Raw genomic sequence first — 16,045 nt, 5'->3', positions numbered from 1 at the left:
TATTTTAATAATTCTGAACATTCTTCATCGTTTCGTCAAGCAATCTTTTACTTCCACTACGTATTTTTCCCAAAAACCCAGTATACTTAAACATGAAAAAGGGGGAAATCGATTGAAATTAACGAAAGCCAACACACGTCTATTAGAAACTGTTTTACCGCGATTGAATCTGAATGTTGCAGAACCAGACCGAACGGAGATTGAAGACCGCCTGCGGGCAGATATCTACGAAGCGCAGCGCAAACAACGACCGTTTGAAGAGATGCACGGTGTATCCGTCGAAGCGCGACTCGATCAGATGATCGCCGAGTTACCGCAACGACACCGAATAGAAACGCAAAAGCGCTGGACACGAAACTATGTCTCATCGATTTTAATGTTCATCTTCATCGAAGGGATCGATGGATTGTTCCAATTCGCCTTGATCGATTACTTGTTCTTCTCGATCATCGCCTTGTTCTTGATTGACGCGATGTCACAAGTCATCACGGCACCAAAGCTCAAGCAAGTCAAGCCGAGGGTATGGATTCAATTCGTCATCAGCTTCATTTTATTCTCAACCTACAAGGCACTGCTCGTAACGGTCTTCCCGGCACCAGACGTCTTGATCCAAGTCAGTGGAACGCCGTCTTATATCATCGGCATCGCGGGACTCGTCGGTCTTTACATCTACTGGTCGAAGAATCCGTTACGAAAACGCGGCGCGTAATTCGCGAGAGGGGATGGTTGCGTGGAGTTCACACATTGGAAACGACGACTGCAAGATCATTTCGAACGTATGGGGTTCTCCCTACTGACGGAACGCTTAGCATCGCAGGACATGGTTAAGCTCGAAGCGACACACGGTGCGTTCCTGTTCTTTCCGGTGACGATCCATCTCTATGAACGATCCGGTTGGAAGATGATCGCGTTTGAAGCAGAGACGCAGGAGGATCCGCAACTCGTCGAGCAACAGATTGCCTCTTTGTTTCAACTCTTGATGGTGACGTTTCAAGAAGAAGAGCGCGAGTTCTTACTTGGCTTCCACGCCAATACCGGCCGTTACCTGACAGACCGTAATGCACCCGTCGGACGGCTCGTTCGTTTGATTGAAGAGTGTTGGTATGACGGTGACGTCCTTCGGGTCGAAACGTTTGATCCGTTTCCAGGACTATTCGTCGCCCCACCTTTTGCGCACCAAAGTTATGCCTTCATGCCGGAAGAACGGACATGGCGCTTATCTGTCGGACGCACTGGACGACCGGCGAACGACTACCGTTTCGACGGAACGATTCTAGCACCACATCGGCTACCGGAATCTGAACTGTTCACGATGACACCACTGACGGCGCCTCTTGAAGACGGTCAATCTATCCGTCACTTGCTTGAGAAGGAGCGACAAACGATTGCTGCGTTCCATGAACGGGCGATGAATACGATCCGCGTGTACGATCCGTCTTTCGGTTTTGCTTGGCGCGGGACACAGACGTTTTTCCACGGTGTTCCGGTCAATCCGTTCGCGCAACGGTTGTGGCTCGAGAACGGTGTCACCCGTTACCGAATCCTACAACAAGGTTCGACACGGTTACTTGCTTCCGGTGAGACCTGTGACGCTGTCATCGAGATGCTCGATGATGCCATTAGTAGCGGTGAACCGGACGGTCAACCGGTCAGTCCGATTGGTCAACTGATTCTCGGGGTTTGGCAACAGATCGAGTCGGATGAGGCGACGTATATCACGCAGGTCGACTGCCGTGGCATCTCACGCACGCAAGCCGATAATCGAATCCGTCACGCGTTAGCGCGGCAAGAGACGATTAATTGGGTGCACCGAGCACCGAACGAAAATGATGTCTGCCGCTTTGCCGGCTTGACGTTGACGTTTCCGCATCGTCCACCGGGCGTCGTCACGATTGAACGAATGGAAGTAGAATAAAATGACCCGGCACGTCCGCTATCAAGCAGACGTGCCGGGTCATTTTTAATGTGTGGATCGCGCCATTCGATTGAACAAGACTGACAAGCTGTAATAGAGCATGGCTGTTAATCCGGAAATTCCAAAAGAAAGTGGCAGATCAAACGCATCTTTCGTCGCAAATATAATTAAAAGACCTGCGATCAAGATACCGTACATTCCGTAACCAAGGACTGTCGGAAAAAAAGCGAGTGTCGTCGATGACCGATTGATGATCATGCCGATGAGAAAGTCGAGTAAGAAGCCAGATAGCAATATGATCGGCAAAGCAAACAGGACGTATGACAAAAATGTTGAACCGAGTGATTCATACATCGTATTCGATTCCCTTTTTTCGAGTGGTGTATAGGATATGTACGTCAGGATGATGCAAATCAGAGCGGTGGTCAAGATGACAGCAAGTATTCGTTTCAGCATAAAGGTTCCTCCTTTATTTTCCTTTTTGAGTATACCAATCCAGAATGAAAAAACACACCCTGTTCAAGGATGTGTTTAACGCAACCTATAGTCCAAGCGACTGAATCAGTCGCCGAACATCCTGATCCGCCTGTTTTGGCGTCAAAATCAACAGTTGATCGTCTACTAGGACACGTGTCTGTCCGCGCGGTGTCAAGATCTCGTCTTCTCGAATGATAGCAACGACAAGTACATCTTGGGGCATCTCGATATCCTGCAGTGTCTTATCGGCAATCACACTTTTTGCCGAAACCTGAACCTCGATGATTTCCGCTTGGGGATGAGTCACGGTCATGAATTTCAGAAACGGTTCGACCGTCGTATCGGGTGTATTCTCAAGCCCCATCCGGCGAACGATCCACGGTAGTGCCGTCCCTTGTAAAAGGGCGGATGTCATGACGGTAAAGAAGACGATATTGAAAAGAAGCGGTGCTTCCGTGAGACCACTTGAGAGCGGATACGTCGCGAGGATGATTGGTACAGCTCCCCTTAGACCGGCTGCCGTAATGACACTCTGTTCTTTGAACGTATAACGAAACGGTAGTAGAGATAACACGACGGCTAGTGGACGAGCGAGCAAAATCAGCGTCAGGACAATGACAGCCGAGACGAACAATGTGCGTGGATCAAGCAATTGTTTTGGAAAGACGAGCAACCCGAGCATGATGAACATGCCAATCTCCGCTAAATGCGACAAACTGCCACTAAATCGCTTCAGCGTCTCACGGTAAATCATGTCGTGATTGTTGATCCAGATCCCGGTCAGATAGACGGCAAGGAAGCCGCTAGCGTGTAAGATCGTCGCGAGCCCATACGAGAAGAGGGCACCGCTAAACAAGAGTGTCGGATAAAGTGCAGACGACGGTAACTGGATTCGATTCAATAACTGCGTAACAGCATACCCAATCGCTAGACCAACAAGTGTTCCGAGTCCCATCTCGTAGATAAAGGAGAGGATACCAGCACCAATTGAAAATGATTCCGGCGCTAACGCAAATGACGTAAACAGAATCGTCAGGAAGACGGCCATCGGATCATTCGTTCCCGACTCTGCTTCGAGCGTATGTTTGACTTTTGCATCGACCGGGCGTCCACTGAGCAGGGAAAAGACAGCGGCCGCATCAGTTGAGCCGACGAGGGCTCCAATCAGTAGGGCGACGGGCCAAGAAAAATCGAGGAGGACATACGCGACGACAGCGATGATACCGGTCGTTGCGAGTACACCGACGGTCGCGAGCGATAAGGCGGCAGGTAAAATCTTTTGAAAGTGTGTCCACTTCGTATGCAAACCACCGTCAAACAAGATCAGAACGAGCGCCATCGTCCCAAAGAGACGGGCTTGCTCGAAATCACCGAAGTTGATAATGCCCGTGACGTCAGAACCAGCGACGATTCCGACGACGACGAATAAGATCAATGTCGGTACGTTCAATCGGACGGCGAACTTCGTTGTGATGATCGCAATCAGTAATAACGTTCCTGCGACAAATAAAATCGTACCTTCTTCCATCCGACCACCTCTTTTTTGATGATATCCTCTTCTTTAAGTATACGTTACTTTTTGAAAATTTCGAAAAATAACGTCAAAACGAGGTGTATAAACGAATAGAAAAAGGAAAACTAGATACAGAACATTTCGTTCAAAACGGAACATCAAGGAGGAAAAGGGATGAACATCTGTATCGTCACAGGTGCCAACTCCGGTATGGGGATGGTCACGATTCAAGAGTTATTAGAGCGAGGAGATCGGGTCATCGCTACCGTCCGCTCTCAGAAAAAAGCGACGGCACTCGTGCAACTATTGCGGGAACATGGTGTATCGCACACGCAACTAGAAGTCGAGATCGTCCAGCTGGATCAACTCGATTCTGTCCGTCAATTCGCGGACCGACTATTTGACATGGTCGGACGAATCGACCGATTAATCCTGAACGCCGGCGTCATGGTACCCCCGTATCACGTCACGAAGGATGGATTCGAATCACAATTCCAAGTCAATTACTTGAGTCACTTCTATTTGATTGAACGCTTATTGCCGTTACTGGAAAAAGGGAACGATCCCCGTGTCATCTCGATTTCGTCGCTTGCTGGTGAAGGCGGCTTGATTCGGACCGATGTTGAACTTGAAGCAATCGCCCACGTCAAAAAAGAGCATTACAGCCCGATGCGATCGTACCGTGAATCAAAACTCTTACAGATGATTCACATGCGTGAGCTTGCGGAAAAACATGGGGACCGAATCACGTTCGTTAGCGTTCATCCGGGGATCGTCAATACGGATCTCTTCTACCGCGGTAAGTACGGCAAGGTGATGAAGACGTTACTCAAACCGGTCGCACAAGTCGGGTACTGGACCGGAAAGCTCTATACACCGGAATACGGTGCAAAGACGGCCCTGTATCTGGCAACAACCGACGAGCCGCTTGACAACGGTGGCTATTATGCTGACTCCGCACCCCGTCTGAGCAATCCAATCGTCGAAGATGACGAGTACCGGGCACAAGCACGAAATCTATCACGACGCTGGGTCGAACTCGCCTAAACGCAAAAAAACGACCGGCTCGTGGGAAGCCGGTCGTTATCCGTTGTGACGACTGGGGGTCAGATCACTCCTTAAGAATACGTTACATTGAAATAAAATTGTGGAATATGAAAAAAATCACAAAATAATGGGGAACGATGAAATCTTGAAGCAAAAAGGTTTTCTTCTCGCGTCACATTCGTTAGGATAGAGAAGAATTTTTTTGTAACAGGAGGAATAACATGATACGACAAGCTACATCAAAAGACGTTCGAAACATCGCAACCCTACTTGAGCAAAAAGCGCTCTCACTCAAAGCCAGTGGCAGTAGCCAGTGGTCTGCTTATCTCGAACAAGACATCGAGCAACTCGTCGCGCGAGATTTAGAAGCAGGTCGCCTATATGTCTTTGAGGATCAGAACGAGCTGCTTGGTTCCGTTGCCCTGCTTCCTTCGCTCGAATGGGATCAATCCTTGTGGGATGATGTAGAAGGTCTGTATATCCATCGAATCGTCGTCAGTGACCGCGCAAAAGGACGTGGCGTCGGTCGGAGACTACTGGAACACGCAATTGCTGTGACAGAGGATGAAGGGGAAATCCTTCGACTCGACTGTGTCGCAACGAACGAGTTTCTCAATGCGTATTACGCTTCATTTGGATTTGTCTATCAAGGAACACGGGACGGATTCTCGATTTATGAGTACGAACGCATCGAAGCGACTGCCTGAGGCGGTTTAATCAAGACAACGGTCGTTTCGTTTGGTATGGTAAGAGAAAAAGAACGGTTCAAGGAGTGATCGGATGCGACTGAATATCGGCTTCATTGGCTTTGGCAAAAGTACGACCCGTTACCATTTACCGTACGTGATGATTGAGGACAACTATCACGTCACCTGGATTTACAATCGGAAAGAAAAACCGGAGCTTTTCGCATCCTATCAGGATCGACTGCCGGATGCCCGTTTTACGACGGACCTCTCCGAGATGCTTGCTGACCCGACACTTGACGTCGTCGTCATCAATACACCACCGGCGACTCATTTTGAGTATGCGTTACATGCGTTGCAGCACCAAAAACATGTCCTTGTCGAAAAACCGTTCACTGTGACGGAAGAAGAGACGCAACGTTTATTTGCGGAAGCAGCTGCGCAAGGCGTTAAGATTCTCGCGTATCAAAATCGACGTTACGATAGCGATTTCCAAGTCGTTGCCCAAATCATCCGTTCCGGTAAACTCGGTCGTCTCGTTGAAGTCGTCTCGCATTTTGACTTATTCCGACCGGAAGCAGCAACAGCGGACGCTCGTCATGAGAATGGAGCGCTCTACGGGCTTGGCGTCCATACGCTCGACCAAATCATCGCCTTATTCGGAAAACCGGACAAGGTCGCTTTTGACGTGCGCAGTGTTAGACTTCCGAATAATCCAGACGATGCGTTTGCAATTGATCTCTATTATCCGGAGCTGAAGGTGAGCGTCCGTACGAGTCACGTTGCACTTGCCCCGTCTCCCCGCTGGATGCTGCACGGGACGAACGGTACGTTCATCAAACAACACGTCGACCGGCAAGAACTTGATCTAAAAGCGAACTACTTCCCAGGGGAAGAAGGTTTCGGTGAGGATTCCGAAGACGATTATGGTCGCCTGATCTATCATGACGAACATGGTCACTTGCAAGACGTCCGGATCCCGAGTCCCGTCGGTGATTATGGCAAGCTGTATCGCGCCTTTTATCGTAGTATCGTCGAAGATGCACCCCTTCCGGTCAAGGAAGAGGATACGTTATTCGTTTCTCATCTGCTCGAACAAGCCTTTGCGCAACCATCACCATATATCTTAACGATTAAAAATTAAATTTTATTTTGATTTCAGAAAGATGACAACTCGACTGTGCCCGTAGGCATAGTCGAGTTTTTTTGATATAACCATTACGTGCATTCCTAATTTTTCAGATTTTTCTAAAGAAATGTTGATTATTTTTTCAAAAAGTTGGGAAAAGAGGAGTGTCTCACCATATTACTGTACAGGGGGTCTATCATGAAACGTTTTATTTCTACATTCTTGGTTGCACTTATCATCGTTGGCGTACTCAGTCCTTCGTTGATTGCTGAAGCGGCGACAAAATTGACGGTAACGACAGATGTCTTGCGCGTCCGTGAAAAACCATCGACTTCGAGTAAAATACTCGGAAAGATTTACAAAGGCAATGTCTACACATCAAAAGGAACATCTGGCAGCTGGTATAAAATCAGCTACAAATCTCGCACTGGCTACATACACAAAGATTATGTCAAATCGTCTTCGTCGAAATACACGTCAACGGGTACGAAGTATACGACGGTCGGAACATTGAACGTCCGAACGGGAGCGGGAACGAAGTATAAGGTAGTAGGGCAACTGAATAAAGGTGTTGCTGTTGCGACATACGGGACGTCAGGTAGCTGGACACGGATTTTGTATAAGGGAAGCTATCGTTATATCTCGACGCAATACGTGTCAAAGTCAAAACCATCGACATCAACGAAGAAGTTGAATGTCCCGTATTATAACCAGTATTCACTTGGTTATCCGTCGGGCTGTGAGTTCGTATCGTTGAAGATGGCACTCGAATACAAGAAAAAAGCTGTTTCTGCTGCGTCGCTTTACAATCAGATGCCAAAGAGCATGAAAAATGCGACATATAAGAACGGAAAATACTACTGGGCAGATCCGGAAAAAATGTTCACAGGAAATCCAGCTGGTACACTCGATTATTACAAGAACTGGGGCATCTATCCGAAAGGAATCTTACCACTCGCAAAAAAATACCGCAGTGGTGCAGTTGATATCTCAAAACAAGGTGTTTCAAAGATCGAAAGTGAAATTCGTAGCGGGAACCCGGTCATCGTTTGGGCAACCGTTGACTTCAAGAATCCATATGGCTACTTCTCTTGGACTAAACCTGATGGTAAGAAATTCACAGGCTATCGCAACTATCACGTCATGCTCGTAACAGGTGTTTCAAGCGGCGCATTTTATGTCTCGGATCCATACCGTGGCAAATACAGCGTCAGCCGGACACAATTCACGTCCGTGTTTAATCAAACAGGACAATATGCGTTATCAGTTCGTTAATCTGTTTATCCGGTCGCACTCTTGCGACCGGATTTTTTAGTTGTTTTCCAAGTCAAGGCTGTATTTGGTCGAAAATCTACCGTAAAATAAAGGAATTCGCCTGCTAGGCGTGTAAAAGAATGACAATGTATCCATGAAAGGAAGTGAAGAGATGGAAGATCCACGGATCACGCGTCTCGAACAGGAGGTCGAAGCGTTACGACAACGGGTTGCAAAGCTCGAAGAACAGCGTGTCACCCCCGTCGCACCTGAACCAATCGAACCAGTGTCGAGTACGGTTGAACGCCCGAAACCGCGTCCTGCTTATACGAAACGAAAACCAGTCGTCCCACAACCGACAATAAAAGAAAAGCGATCACGCGAAGAATGGGAACAGGTCATTGCGACCGTCTGGTTACCACGTATCGGCGCGATCTTCGCGGCACTCGGTGCCTTGTTCCTTTTCTCCTATGCATCTGTTGCCGGTTTGATCAGTCCACCGGTCCGAATTGGGAGTGGGGTCTTGATCGGACTACTCGTCATCGCTCTTGGAGAATATCAGTATGAGAAAAAACGGCGCGAGCTTGGTGTCGGACTTGTCGCAACCGGAACAATCGTCGCCTTGGCGGCATTGTTTGCTGGAATGGCCTTATATCAATTTTATCCACCATCTTTAGCGTTCTTACTTGAGCTCGTCGTCGTTTTCATTGCATATGGATTAATGCTCTGGATGCGATCGCAAGCCTTGTTAGTCCTTGTGTCCATCACTGGTTTCTTATTGCCGTATTTACAACTATCGGACGATCCAAATTTACCACTTTTCTTATTATACGAAGTTGTCCTGTTCGCAGCGATCTTCTTCGCCGTTGATCGACTGAAAGCAAAGAAGGCGTTTGTCTTTGCTTGGGTGATCTTTACGATTGCACTCGCGTTTGGTCTACTCTCAGTAGAGCTCTACTGGCTGGATGAACAGGCACCACGACTCGATGAATGGTCTCTATTACTTGCGACATTCTTCGGTTACGGCGCGACTTCGTTCGTCGGACGACGCATCAAGTTTCAACCAAATGTTCCGAGTTGGCTGGCTGGAGGTGTCGTCATATTGACGTTACTGATTCTCGACTGGTCGTTCGGAGCACTTGCTGCGATTCTATTTGCGGGTGTTGCTTACTTGCTTGCTGAACGACTCAAGGATCCCGCTCAAAATGGAGTCGGTCATGCTGCGTTACTGGTTGCTGTCTTATTAATTCCAGCCGACACCCTCAGCTGGACATATCAACTGCGTTATCTTCTGATTGCCGGTTTGATTGCTGCATTTTGGTTTGTTCCGCGAGCGCGGATGCCGCATCAACGATTGTTCAATGTCGGGTTGTATGTCATCTTCATCTTCTCGGCTGTCGCTGACTATGAAACGTACCAACGACTTGGTCTTTCGTATGCGTTGACGGTGCTCGCGATGGTTCTTGCGTCGACCGCATTCGTCTTGCTCCTCGTACGAACGCATCATGATCCTGTCTGGAAGGGATCGTGGCAACTCGTACTCGTCCTTGCTGCGATCGGCGTCTTTACGACTTATACGTTGATCATTATGGAACTACCGTTTTATCGTGGACTTGAGGAAACGGCACGCAGTACGACATTGTCCGCCGCCTATATCGTCCTGGCACTTGTGCTCGTCGCCATCGGACGCATGCGGACATCGTCGACGTGGCGGTTATCCGGATTATTGTTACTGACGGTCAGTGCCGTCAAACTCTTGCTGTTCGATTTGTCGTTCCTGAGTTTGTTCCAAAAAGCATTCGTCTTCATTGGCTTCGGGATCGTCACGTTCATCATTTCTCGGACGTACTTCAAAAAACGAAAAGAACAAGCTTAACAAAGCGCTTGGATTGGTCAAAGATGACCAGTTCAAGCTTTTTTTTACGTGCAAAAGTTTTTATTGATAACGATTATCATTGTCGTCTATACTAATTAAGGAACTGACTTAATTAGTAACAGGGGGAACTATACATGAAACAAGCATTACTGATGACAGGGGCACTCGCAGTCGTTTTAGCAGGTTGTAGCGAAGCGAAACAAGCAGAGACACCGACACCGAAAAAACCGAACTTTGATCAGGTCGTCACCGACTACCGGACGTATGCGATTAACGAAATCGATACATTCGTCCGTGAAACAGAAAAATTTACCGATGCTGTTCAAGCTGGAAAGCTTGAAGAAGCAAAGGCGTTGTACGCGCCAACGCGGATGTACTACGAACGCGCAGAACCAATTGCTGAAGTCTTTGGAGACCTCGATCCGAAGATCGATGCCCGAGCAGGTGACGTTAAAGCATCTGAATGGGGTGGCTATCACCGGATCGAACAAGGATTGTTCGAAAAGGGAACGACGAAAGGTTATGAAGCATATGCGAAGCAATTGATGAAAGACGTTCATTTACTACGGGCGAAGGTCGAGACGGTCGAAGTGACGCCGGAGTTACTTGTCACGGGGGCGACGGATCTATTAAACGAGGTCTCGACATCAAAAGTGACAGGGGAAGAAGACCGTTATTCGCATACGGACTTATATGACTTCGCAGCAAACGTCGAGGGTGCTGAAAAAATCTATGAACTGTTGAACCCAGCACTTCAGAAACAAGACGCGGCATTATCTAAAGAGATTGCGGCTCGCTTCAAAGATGTCCATACTTTACTCGACGCCAAGAAAAAGGGTGACGGTTATGTCCTCTATACGAGTCTCTCGAAACAAGACGTCAAGCAAATGAGTGTCGCGATCAATGAACTCGCTGAACCGCTCTCGAAGATGGGCATCGTACTGGAGGGATAAGCATGAAACCGATACAAGAAGGCGTCACACGACGTGACGTCCTAAAAGTCGCCGGATTGACGAGCCTCGGCGCTGCCCTGTACGCCAGTGGTCTTGAGAAATTTCTTCCCCGGACGTTGACCGTAGAAGCGAGTGATCAAGAGCCGTTCTACGGTACGTATCAAGCGGGAATTCTGACGCCACCGCAAAATCATGTTCAAGTCGTGGCGTTTGATATCAAGACGGAGCGACGCGATGAACTCGTTGATTTACTAAAACGCTGGACGCGGTTATGTGCCCGACTTGCAGCAGGGTTACCTTACGGAGACTCTGACTCCCGTTACGTTCCACCGGAAGACACAGGGGAAGCGGATGGACTATCTGCCGGTCACCTGACGTTTACGTTCGGTTGCGGTCCGAGTCTGTTCGATGGTCGTTTCGGAATTAAGCATAAACGACCGGATGCCCTGAAACCGTTACCGACGTTTGACCTCGACCGCTTAGATGAAAAATGGAGCGGCGGCGATCTTGTCGTCCAAGTGTGTGGGGACGATGCTCAAGTTGTCTTTCATGCGATCCGTAACCTCGTCCGTGTCGGACGCGGAACCGTCGCGATGCGTTGGTCACAAGCTGGCTTCCAGCGTAGTAAAGCAGCAGATGCATCTGGCGGCACACCGCGCAATTTATTCGGCTTTAAAGACGGGACTGGTAATCCCGACGTCTCAAAGAAACAAGTCCGAAAAGACGCACTCTTTTGTCAGTGGCAGGACGGAACGCCATGGCTGACGAACGGATCATTCCTCGTCGTCCGTCGCATTCAGATGCATCTTGAAGTCTGGGACCGGACGATTCTGAAGGAACAAGAACGGACCTTCGGACGCGAACGCACTTCTGGTGCACCACTCGGTTCACAGGATGAGTTCGCATCTGTTACACCGGCAAAACGACAAGCCCGTGGCGAAGCTGCCTTACCGGCGGATTCTCATACAGCCGTTGCACACGGTGACGGGAAGACAGCCATTTTACGCCGTTCTTACTCGTATCAAGACGGCATCGATGAAAAAACGGGCGCGCTCGACGCCGGATTACTCTTTTTATCGTATCAGCGTTCACCGAAACAATTCATCGAGATTCAGCGCCGGCTTGCCGCACAGGATCGCCTGAATGAATACATCACGCACCGTGGAAGTGCCATCTTCGCTTGCTTTGGTGGAATCTCGAAAGGAGGTTACATCGGTGATGCCTTATTTGCGTAATCTTATCCTTTTATTTGTACTCCTTGTAGCCGGTCAACACGCGGTGCCTGTACATGCTGCTTCGACGGATGATCTTTATGTCGCGATCGGACAAGCGCTGTCTGCTGTCGCAAGTGAAGATCGCACGGCACTCGATCAAGCGATTGATGAACTGGGTCAAGCCGCTCAAAGCTTACCTGAGCAACAAACAGCCATCACAAAAGCCGTCAAACAGGTCGAGACCAATCGGACGGCAGCCTTTCCGGAAGTCCGTCAGCAGCTGACAACACTTTCTGCCGCTGTTCGCAAACAGGAAGAAGCAACGAAACCGAAGACGGATCCGGTTGCGAAGGCAAAAGTGAAACAACTTTTGCAATTGACCGAGGAGCTGCGACAAGTCAAAGCTAGCGAACGTCCGGCAGCGGAACAACGGTTGCTAACCGCTTGGACGACGCACGAGAGTCTTGTCCGGAATGACAGTGTCGGTCACTATGGCAACATCGAGATGGCGCTAGCTTCAATCCGGATTGCAGCGGCGCGAAAGCCCGCGGATACGCAAGAATGGACAGCGGCACTTGATCAGTTTGATGCTGCCGTTCAGTCTTTCCTCGACGGGGAACAGATTCAAGTGAAGAAAACAGGACTTCAGTCGTTACTGACACCGCTTGAAGAGACGCAAACCGCACTTGCAGCGAATGATTTGCCGGAAGCGAAGGCCGCGCTTGAAGCATTTCTAAAAATATGGCCGCGCGCAGAAGGGGAGGTCCGAACTCGCAATGAAGGGCTCTATTCCCAGCTAGAGTCGGACGTTCCGCTGTTACTCGCTCGATTGACTCCTGAAACACGGAAAGCGACTGCACAAGAACTCCAGTCATTCGAAAATGCTATTGCACAATTACAAACGAAGACCCACTATACGTTCGTCGATGCGATGCTTGTCATGTTGCGCGAAGGTTTGGAAGCATTACTGATCGTCAGCGCACTCGTTGCTTTCGCGCGGAAAAGTCGAACGAAACAAGAAGGCAAGGTCTGGGCAGGTGCTGGTCTTGGTTTGATAGCGAGTGGTTTGTTAGCGCTAATCTTACAGACAGTCTTTAAGGCTTCGTTTGCAGCAACAGGTCGGGAACAAATCGAAGGCTATACGGGGATCGCCGCGGTCGTCGTCATGTTGTTCGTCGGCTACTGGTTGCATTCAAAAAGCGCCGTCGCCAAACGAAAACACTTTTTATCGACGCTTTCAACGACATCCTTGTTCTTCGTTAGTTTTTTGACGATTTTCCGAGAAGGCGCTGAGACGTTGTTATTCTATATCGGAATGGCACCAGCGATGACAAAGACTGCCTTACTGTCGGGAATTGGGCTCGCCATCGTTATCATCGGTCTTGTCTCATATGTCGTCATCCAAATCGGTGTCCGCTTACCGATTCATCGTTTGTTCCAAGTCGCGTCATGGTTGATTTATCTGATGGCGTTTAAGATTCTTGGGACGAGTCTACACGCGTTGCAACTGACGAACGTCTTACCGATTGATCCGATCAATGGACTTGGAACGGTTGGCTGGATCGGTTTTTATCCGACACTAGAGACGCTCATGCCACAAGTGATTCTAATCATTCTGATCGCATTGTTCACGACGTGGCAAAAGCGACGCACAAAATCGATCCAGACAGCAGCTTGATCGATTTTTCAATATTAGGTTTCATCTATTATGTTTCGGGTATAACTTCCTATCAGCAGCTTGCTGCATGAAGGAGAGGGATTTTTATGCTTGAAACACGCATCGTGCGAAACATGACCGCTGTCGACGCAGAAGTGACGAGCCTCAAATCAAGTGGCTATTCGAATAAACAGATTTATATCTTTGCAAAAGACGAAGAACTCGCAGAACGAATCGCGAATGATACACAGACGTTACCATACCGCGTAACGAAAAAGTCGTTCTTCGATACCTTATTGTCAGCCGTCCGGAGCAACCGAAAAGACCGGATTGCGCAATTATCCGAACTCGGCATGACGAAGGATGTCGCGGAAGGGCTAGAGGACGAAGTCCGTCACGGTCGAATCGTCATCGTTGGATCGAAATCCGACTTATTGAACCCAGCGTTTGCAGCGTCTTATGTGACAGATGAAGCAACAGATTATGGTGCTGGAGTACCTAAGCTTGAAGATGAAGAAACGACGACGACGTTACCCGCGGATCAAAATGTGAAATTAAAAGATGAATGATACGTAGACCTCCTGTTTCTCAGTTTAGAGACAGGAGGTTTTTGTTTAGTCTTCTCTTGGAAGGGAATGGGAAAACTGAGAGGAGGAAGAATGATGCATTTCTTGTATATCGGCTACTACAATGCGGAACAGATGGACGCCTTATCGAAAGACGAAATCAATACGTTGATGGCTCGATGTGACTCCCTAATGGAGACATTCAATGAACAAGTCAACGTCATTTCAGACTGGCATCCGGGTCTAGCGACACAAGCGTTTTATTGGCGAGATGGGGTCGTACAGACGAAAGTAGAACCGGATCGCTCAAAGGGAGAACAGATTGGTAGTTTGATTGTCTTTGAAGCACGGGATCTGGATCAGGCTATGGAACTCGCCTCTCTTCACCCGACGACTCAAGTCGCTGAAGGGGAAACTTACGGCTGGCGCGCTGAAATCCGGCCGTTATCGGAGGAATCCTGATGTACGGATTATTAACGACATTTACGACCCAACCTGAGCAACGCGATCAAGTTACCCATTTACTACTTGAAGCAGCAACTGCTTTAGAAACACATCCAGACTGTTACCAGTACATCATTAGTATTTCTGATGAGCCCGATGTTTTATATGTCCGCGAAATCTGGACGGATGCGAGGGCGCACCTTGCGTCTTTAGAGTTACCTCTGACACGGCAATTGATTGCGCAAGCACGACCATTGCTTCTACACGTCGAACGTGTTCTCGAGGATCGTCCCATTGGAGGAAAAGGCTTATAACGGTAAACAAAAACCCCTTCTTACACGAAAGAAGGGGTTGAATCGTTTAAGGCGTTGTCCATTCGATATCAATGACGTCCGACGCTCGAACCATCCGGCGCATACCGGTCAATGTGATGAGTTCGATCGTTCCACGATCGTGGAAAATCGCTTGAATCGATCCGGATATCGTATCGAGTTGTTTTAATCGGACCTGGACCGTTTGTCCTGTCCGGACGGCACGTTCCATGATGTGCTGCAAAGAGAGACGATCACGAATAAGTGTCTCTTCGCGTGATTGATACAAATGTTCGAGATGAAGGATGTGCTGGCGTGAAGTCAGTTGTTTCCACTTACGATTCGATCGTTTTTTAGATGCGAACATGGCTGACCACCTCCTGAATTGAGTCGTACACTATATCGTTGTGCGCTCTCTTCAGGTATTTCCCTTCACGAATAACGCTTAAACACGTGCCGCTGACATTTTTTCGCGGAACGCTGTAATGGCTGCAAGGGCTTGCTCATCTTGTTCGACTTCACCCGGTGCATTCCCTTCAGCAAGGATCGCTGTCTCAAGCGTCGCGCCGAGGAACGACGCAATGTGCTCGAACTGCGTGACGAGTGCCTGTCCTTTGACGCGTGGATTGTCTCCACCAACCGCGATCAAGTGGAATCGTTTCCCCTGCATCCGACGTTTGAAGTCGAGTTCTTCATCGCGGAGTGACTCACTGAAGCGGTCGATGAACAATTTCATCTTTGTCGACATCGAGTACCAGTAGATCGGCGTGATGAACAGGATGTCGTCGTGAAGAAGCATCTCTTCGACGATCTGACGATAGTCATCTCCAATTGGCAAGAACCCACCATGGTGACGTCGGTCTTCAACCGGCTGAATGGAAACGTTCGCTAAATCAACCGCAGTGTGTGCGATACCTCTTAGCGCCTCTTCTCCAAGCCATTCACTGTTTCCTTTGCGGGAGCTTCCAAAAATCGTATACATAACGTGCATCTCCTTTTAATT

The 16,045-nt window shown here is 48.7% G+C and carries 17 protein-coding genes; 13 read left to right on the top strand and 4 right to left on the bottom strand.

Annotated features, from left to right (window positions below; genetic code table 11):
• Positions 1-112 precede the first annotated feature (112 nt).
• Both ACV3PA_RS10620 and ACV3PA_RS10615 read left to right on the top strand, forming a co-directional pair.
• Positions 113-709 (top strand): hypothetical protein, encoded by a 597-nt coding sequence (locus tag ACV3PA_RS10620; RefSeq protein ID WP_456124658.1) that lies wholly within the window; start codon positions 113-115, stop codon positions 707-709.
• A 21-nt stretch (positions 710-730) separates the two neighbouring features.
• Positions 731-1,915 (top strand): hypothetical protein, encoded by a 1,185-nt coding sequence (locus ACV3PA_RS10615; protein WP_456124657.1) that lies wholly within the window; start codon positions 731-733, stop codon positions 1,913-1,915.
• A 45-nt stretch (positions 1,916-1,960) separates the two neighbouring features.
• Here ACV3PA_RS10615 and ACV3PA_RS10610 read toward each other — a convergent pair whose 3' ends face one another.
• Together ACV3PA_RS10610 and ACV3PA_RS10605 are read right to left on the bottom strand one after the other, a co-directional pair.
• Positions 1,961-2,371 (bottom strand): hypothetical protein, encoded by a 411-nt coding sequence (locus ACV3PA_RS10610; RefSeq protein ID WP_456124656.1) that lies wholly within the window; start codon positions 2,369-2,371, stop codon positions 1,961-1,963.
• Between the two features lie 85 nt (positions 2,372-2,456).
• Positions 2,457-3,920, bottom strand: coding sequence for a potassium/proton antiporter (locus tag ACV3PA_RS10605; protein ID WP_456124655.1), 1,464 nt, complete (start codon positions 3,918-3,920; stop codon positions 2,457-2,459).
• A gap of 159 nt (positions 3,921-4,079) precedes the next feature.
• Here ACV3PA_RS10605 and ACV3PA_RS10600 point away from each other — a divergent pair, with 159 nt between their 5' ends.
• From ACV3PA_RS10600 to ACV3PA_RS10550, 11 genes are all read left to right on the top strand, one after another.
• On the top strand, positions 4,080-4,952 hold the full coding sequence (locus ACV3PA_RS10600) for an SDR family NAD(P)-dependent oxidoreductase (RefSeq protein WP_456124654.1): 873 nt from the start codon (positions 4,080-4,082) through the stop codon (positions 4,950-4,952).
• A 221-nt stretch (positions 4,953-5,173) separates the two neighbouring features.
• Entirely contained in the window at positions 5,174-5,659 is a 486-nt protein-coding gene (locus ACV3PA_RS10595; RefSeq protein WP_456124653.1) for a GNAT family N-acetyltransferase, read from the top strand.
• A gap of 73 nt (positions 5,660-5,732) precedes the next feature.
• A complete protein-coding gene (locus tag ACV3PA_RS10590) occupies positions 5,733-6,782 on the top strand; it encodes an oxidoreductase (protein ID WP_456124652.1) in 1,050 nt (349 codons plus the stop codon).
• A gap of 183 nt (positions 6,783-6,965) precedes the next feature.
• On the top strand, positions 6,966-8,042 hold the full coding sequence (locus ACV3PA_RS10585; protein ID WP_456124651.1) for an SH3 domain-containing protein: 1,077 nt from the start codon (positions 6,966-6,968) through the stop codon (positions 8,040-8,042).
• 151 nt (positions 8,043-8,193) lie between these two features.
• Entirely contained in the window at positions 8,194-9,897 is a 1,704-nt protein-coding gene (locus ACV3PA_RS10580; RefSeq protein WP_456124650.1) for a DUF2339 domain-containing protein, read from the top strand.
• 134 nt (positions 9,898-10,031) lie between these two features.
• Positions 10,032-10,850 (top strand): iron uptake system protein EfeO, encoded by an 819-nt coding sequence (gene efeO / locus ACV3PA_RS10575; protein WP_456124649.1) that lies wholly within the window; start codon positions 10,032-10,034, stop codon positions 10,848-10,850.
• 2 nt (positions 10,851-10,852) lie between these two features.
• A complete protein-coding gene (gene efeB / locus ACV3PA_RS10570) occupies positions 10,853-12,085 on the top strand; it encodes an iron uptake transporter deferrochelatase/peroxidase subunit (protein ID WP_456124648.1) in 1,233 nt (410 codons plus the stop codon).
• A complete protein-coding gene (locus tag ACV3PA_RS10565) occupies positions 12,069-13,742 on the top strand; it encodes an FTR1 family protein (RefSeq protein ID WP_456125964.1) in 1,674 nt (557 codons plus the stop codon). Before efeB ends, ACV3PA_RS10565 begins: the two co-directional genes overlap by 17 nt.
• Before the next feature lie 86 nt (positions 13,743-13,828).
• Positions 13,829-14,290 (top strand): YflT domain-containing protein, encoded by a 462-nt coding sequence (locus tag ACV3PA_RS10560; RefSeq protein WP_053453365.1) that lies wholly within the window; start codon positions 13,829-13,831, stop codon positions 14,288-14,290.
• Between the two features lie 93 nt (positions 14,291-14,383).
• Positions 14,384-14,749, top strand: a complete 366-nt coding sequence (locus tag ACV3PA_RS10555) for a YciI family protein (protein WP_456124647.1) — start codon at positions 14,384-14,386, stop codon at positions 14,747-14,749.
• Positions 14,749-15,045, top strand: coding sequence for a putative quinol monooxygenase (locus tag ACV3PA_RS10550; RefSeq protein ID WP_456124646.1), 297 nt, complete (start codon positions 14,749-14,751; stop codon positions 15,043-15,045). The genes ACV3PA_RS10555 and ACV3PA_RS10550 overlap by 1 nt, the downstream gene beginning before the upstream one ends.
• 46 nt (positions 15,046-15,091) lie before the next feature.
• Here the strand turns inward: ACV3PA_RS10550 and ACV3PA_RS10545 are convergent, their stop codons facing one another.
• Positions 15,092-15,409, bottom strand: a complete 318-nt coding sequence (locus ACV3PA_RS10545) for a hypothetical protein (protein ID WP_456124645.1) — start codon at positions 15,407-15,409, stop codon at positions 15,092-15,094.
• 78 nt (positions 15,410-15,487) lie between these two features.
• Positions 15,488-16,024 (bottom strand): flavodoxin family protein, encoded by a 537-nt coding sequence (locus ACV3PA_RS10540; RefSeq protein WP_456124644.1) that lies wholly within the window; start codon positions 16,022-16,024, stop codon positions 15,488-15,490.
• Positions 16,025-16,045: the final 21 nt, after the last annotated feature.

The organism is Exiguobacterium sp. EA-TM-5 (assembly GCF_053878415.1).
This window is presented reverse-complemented; position numbering and strand designations above follow the sequence as displayed.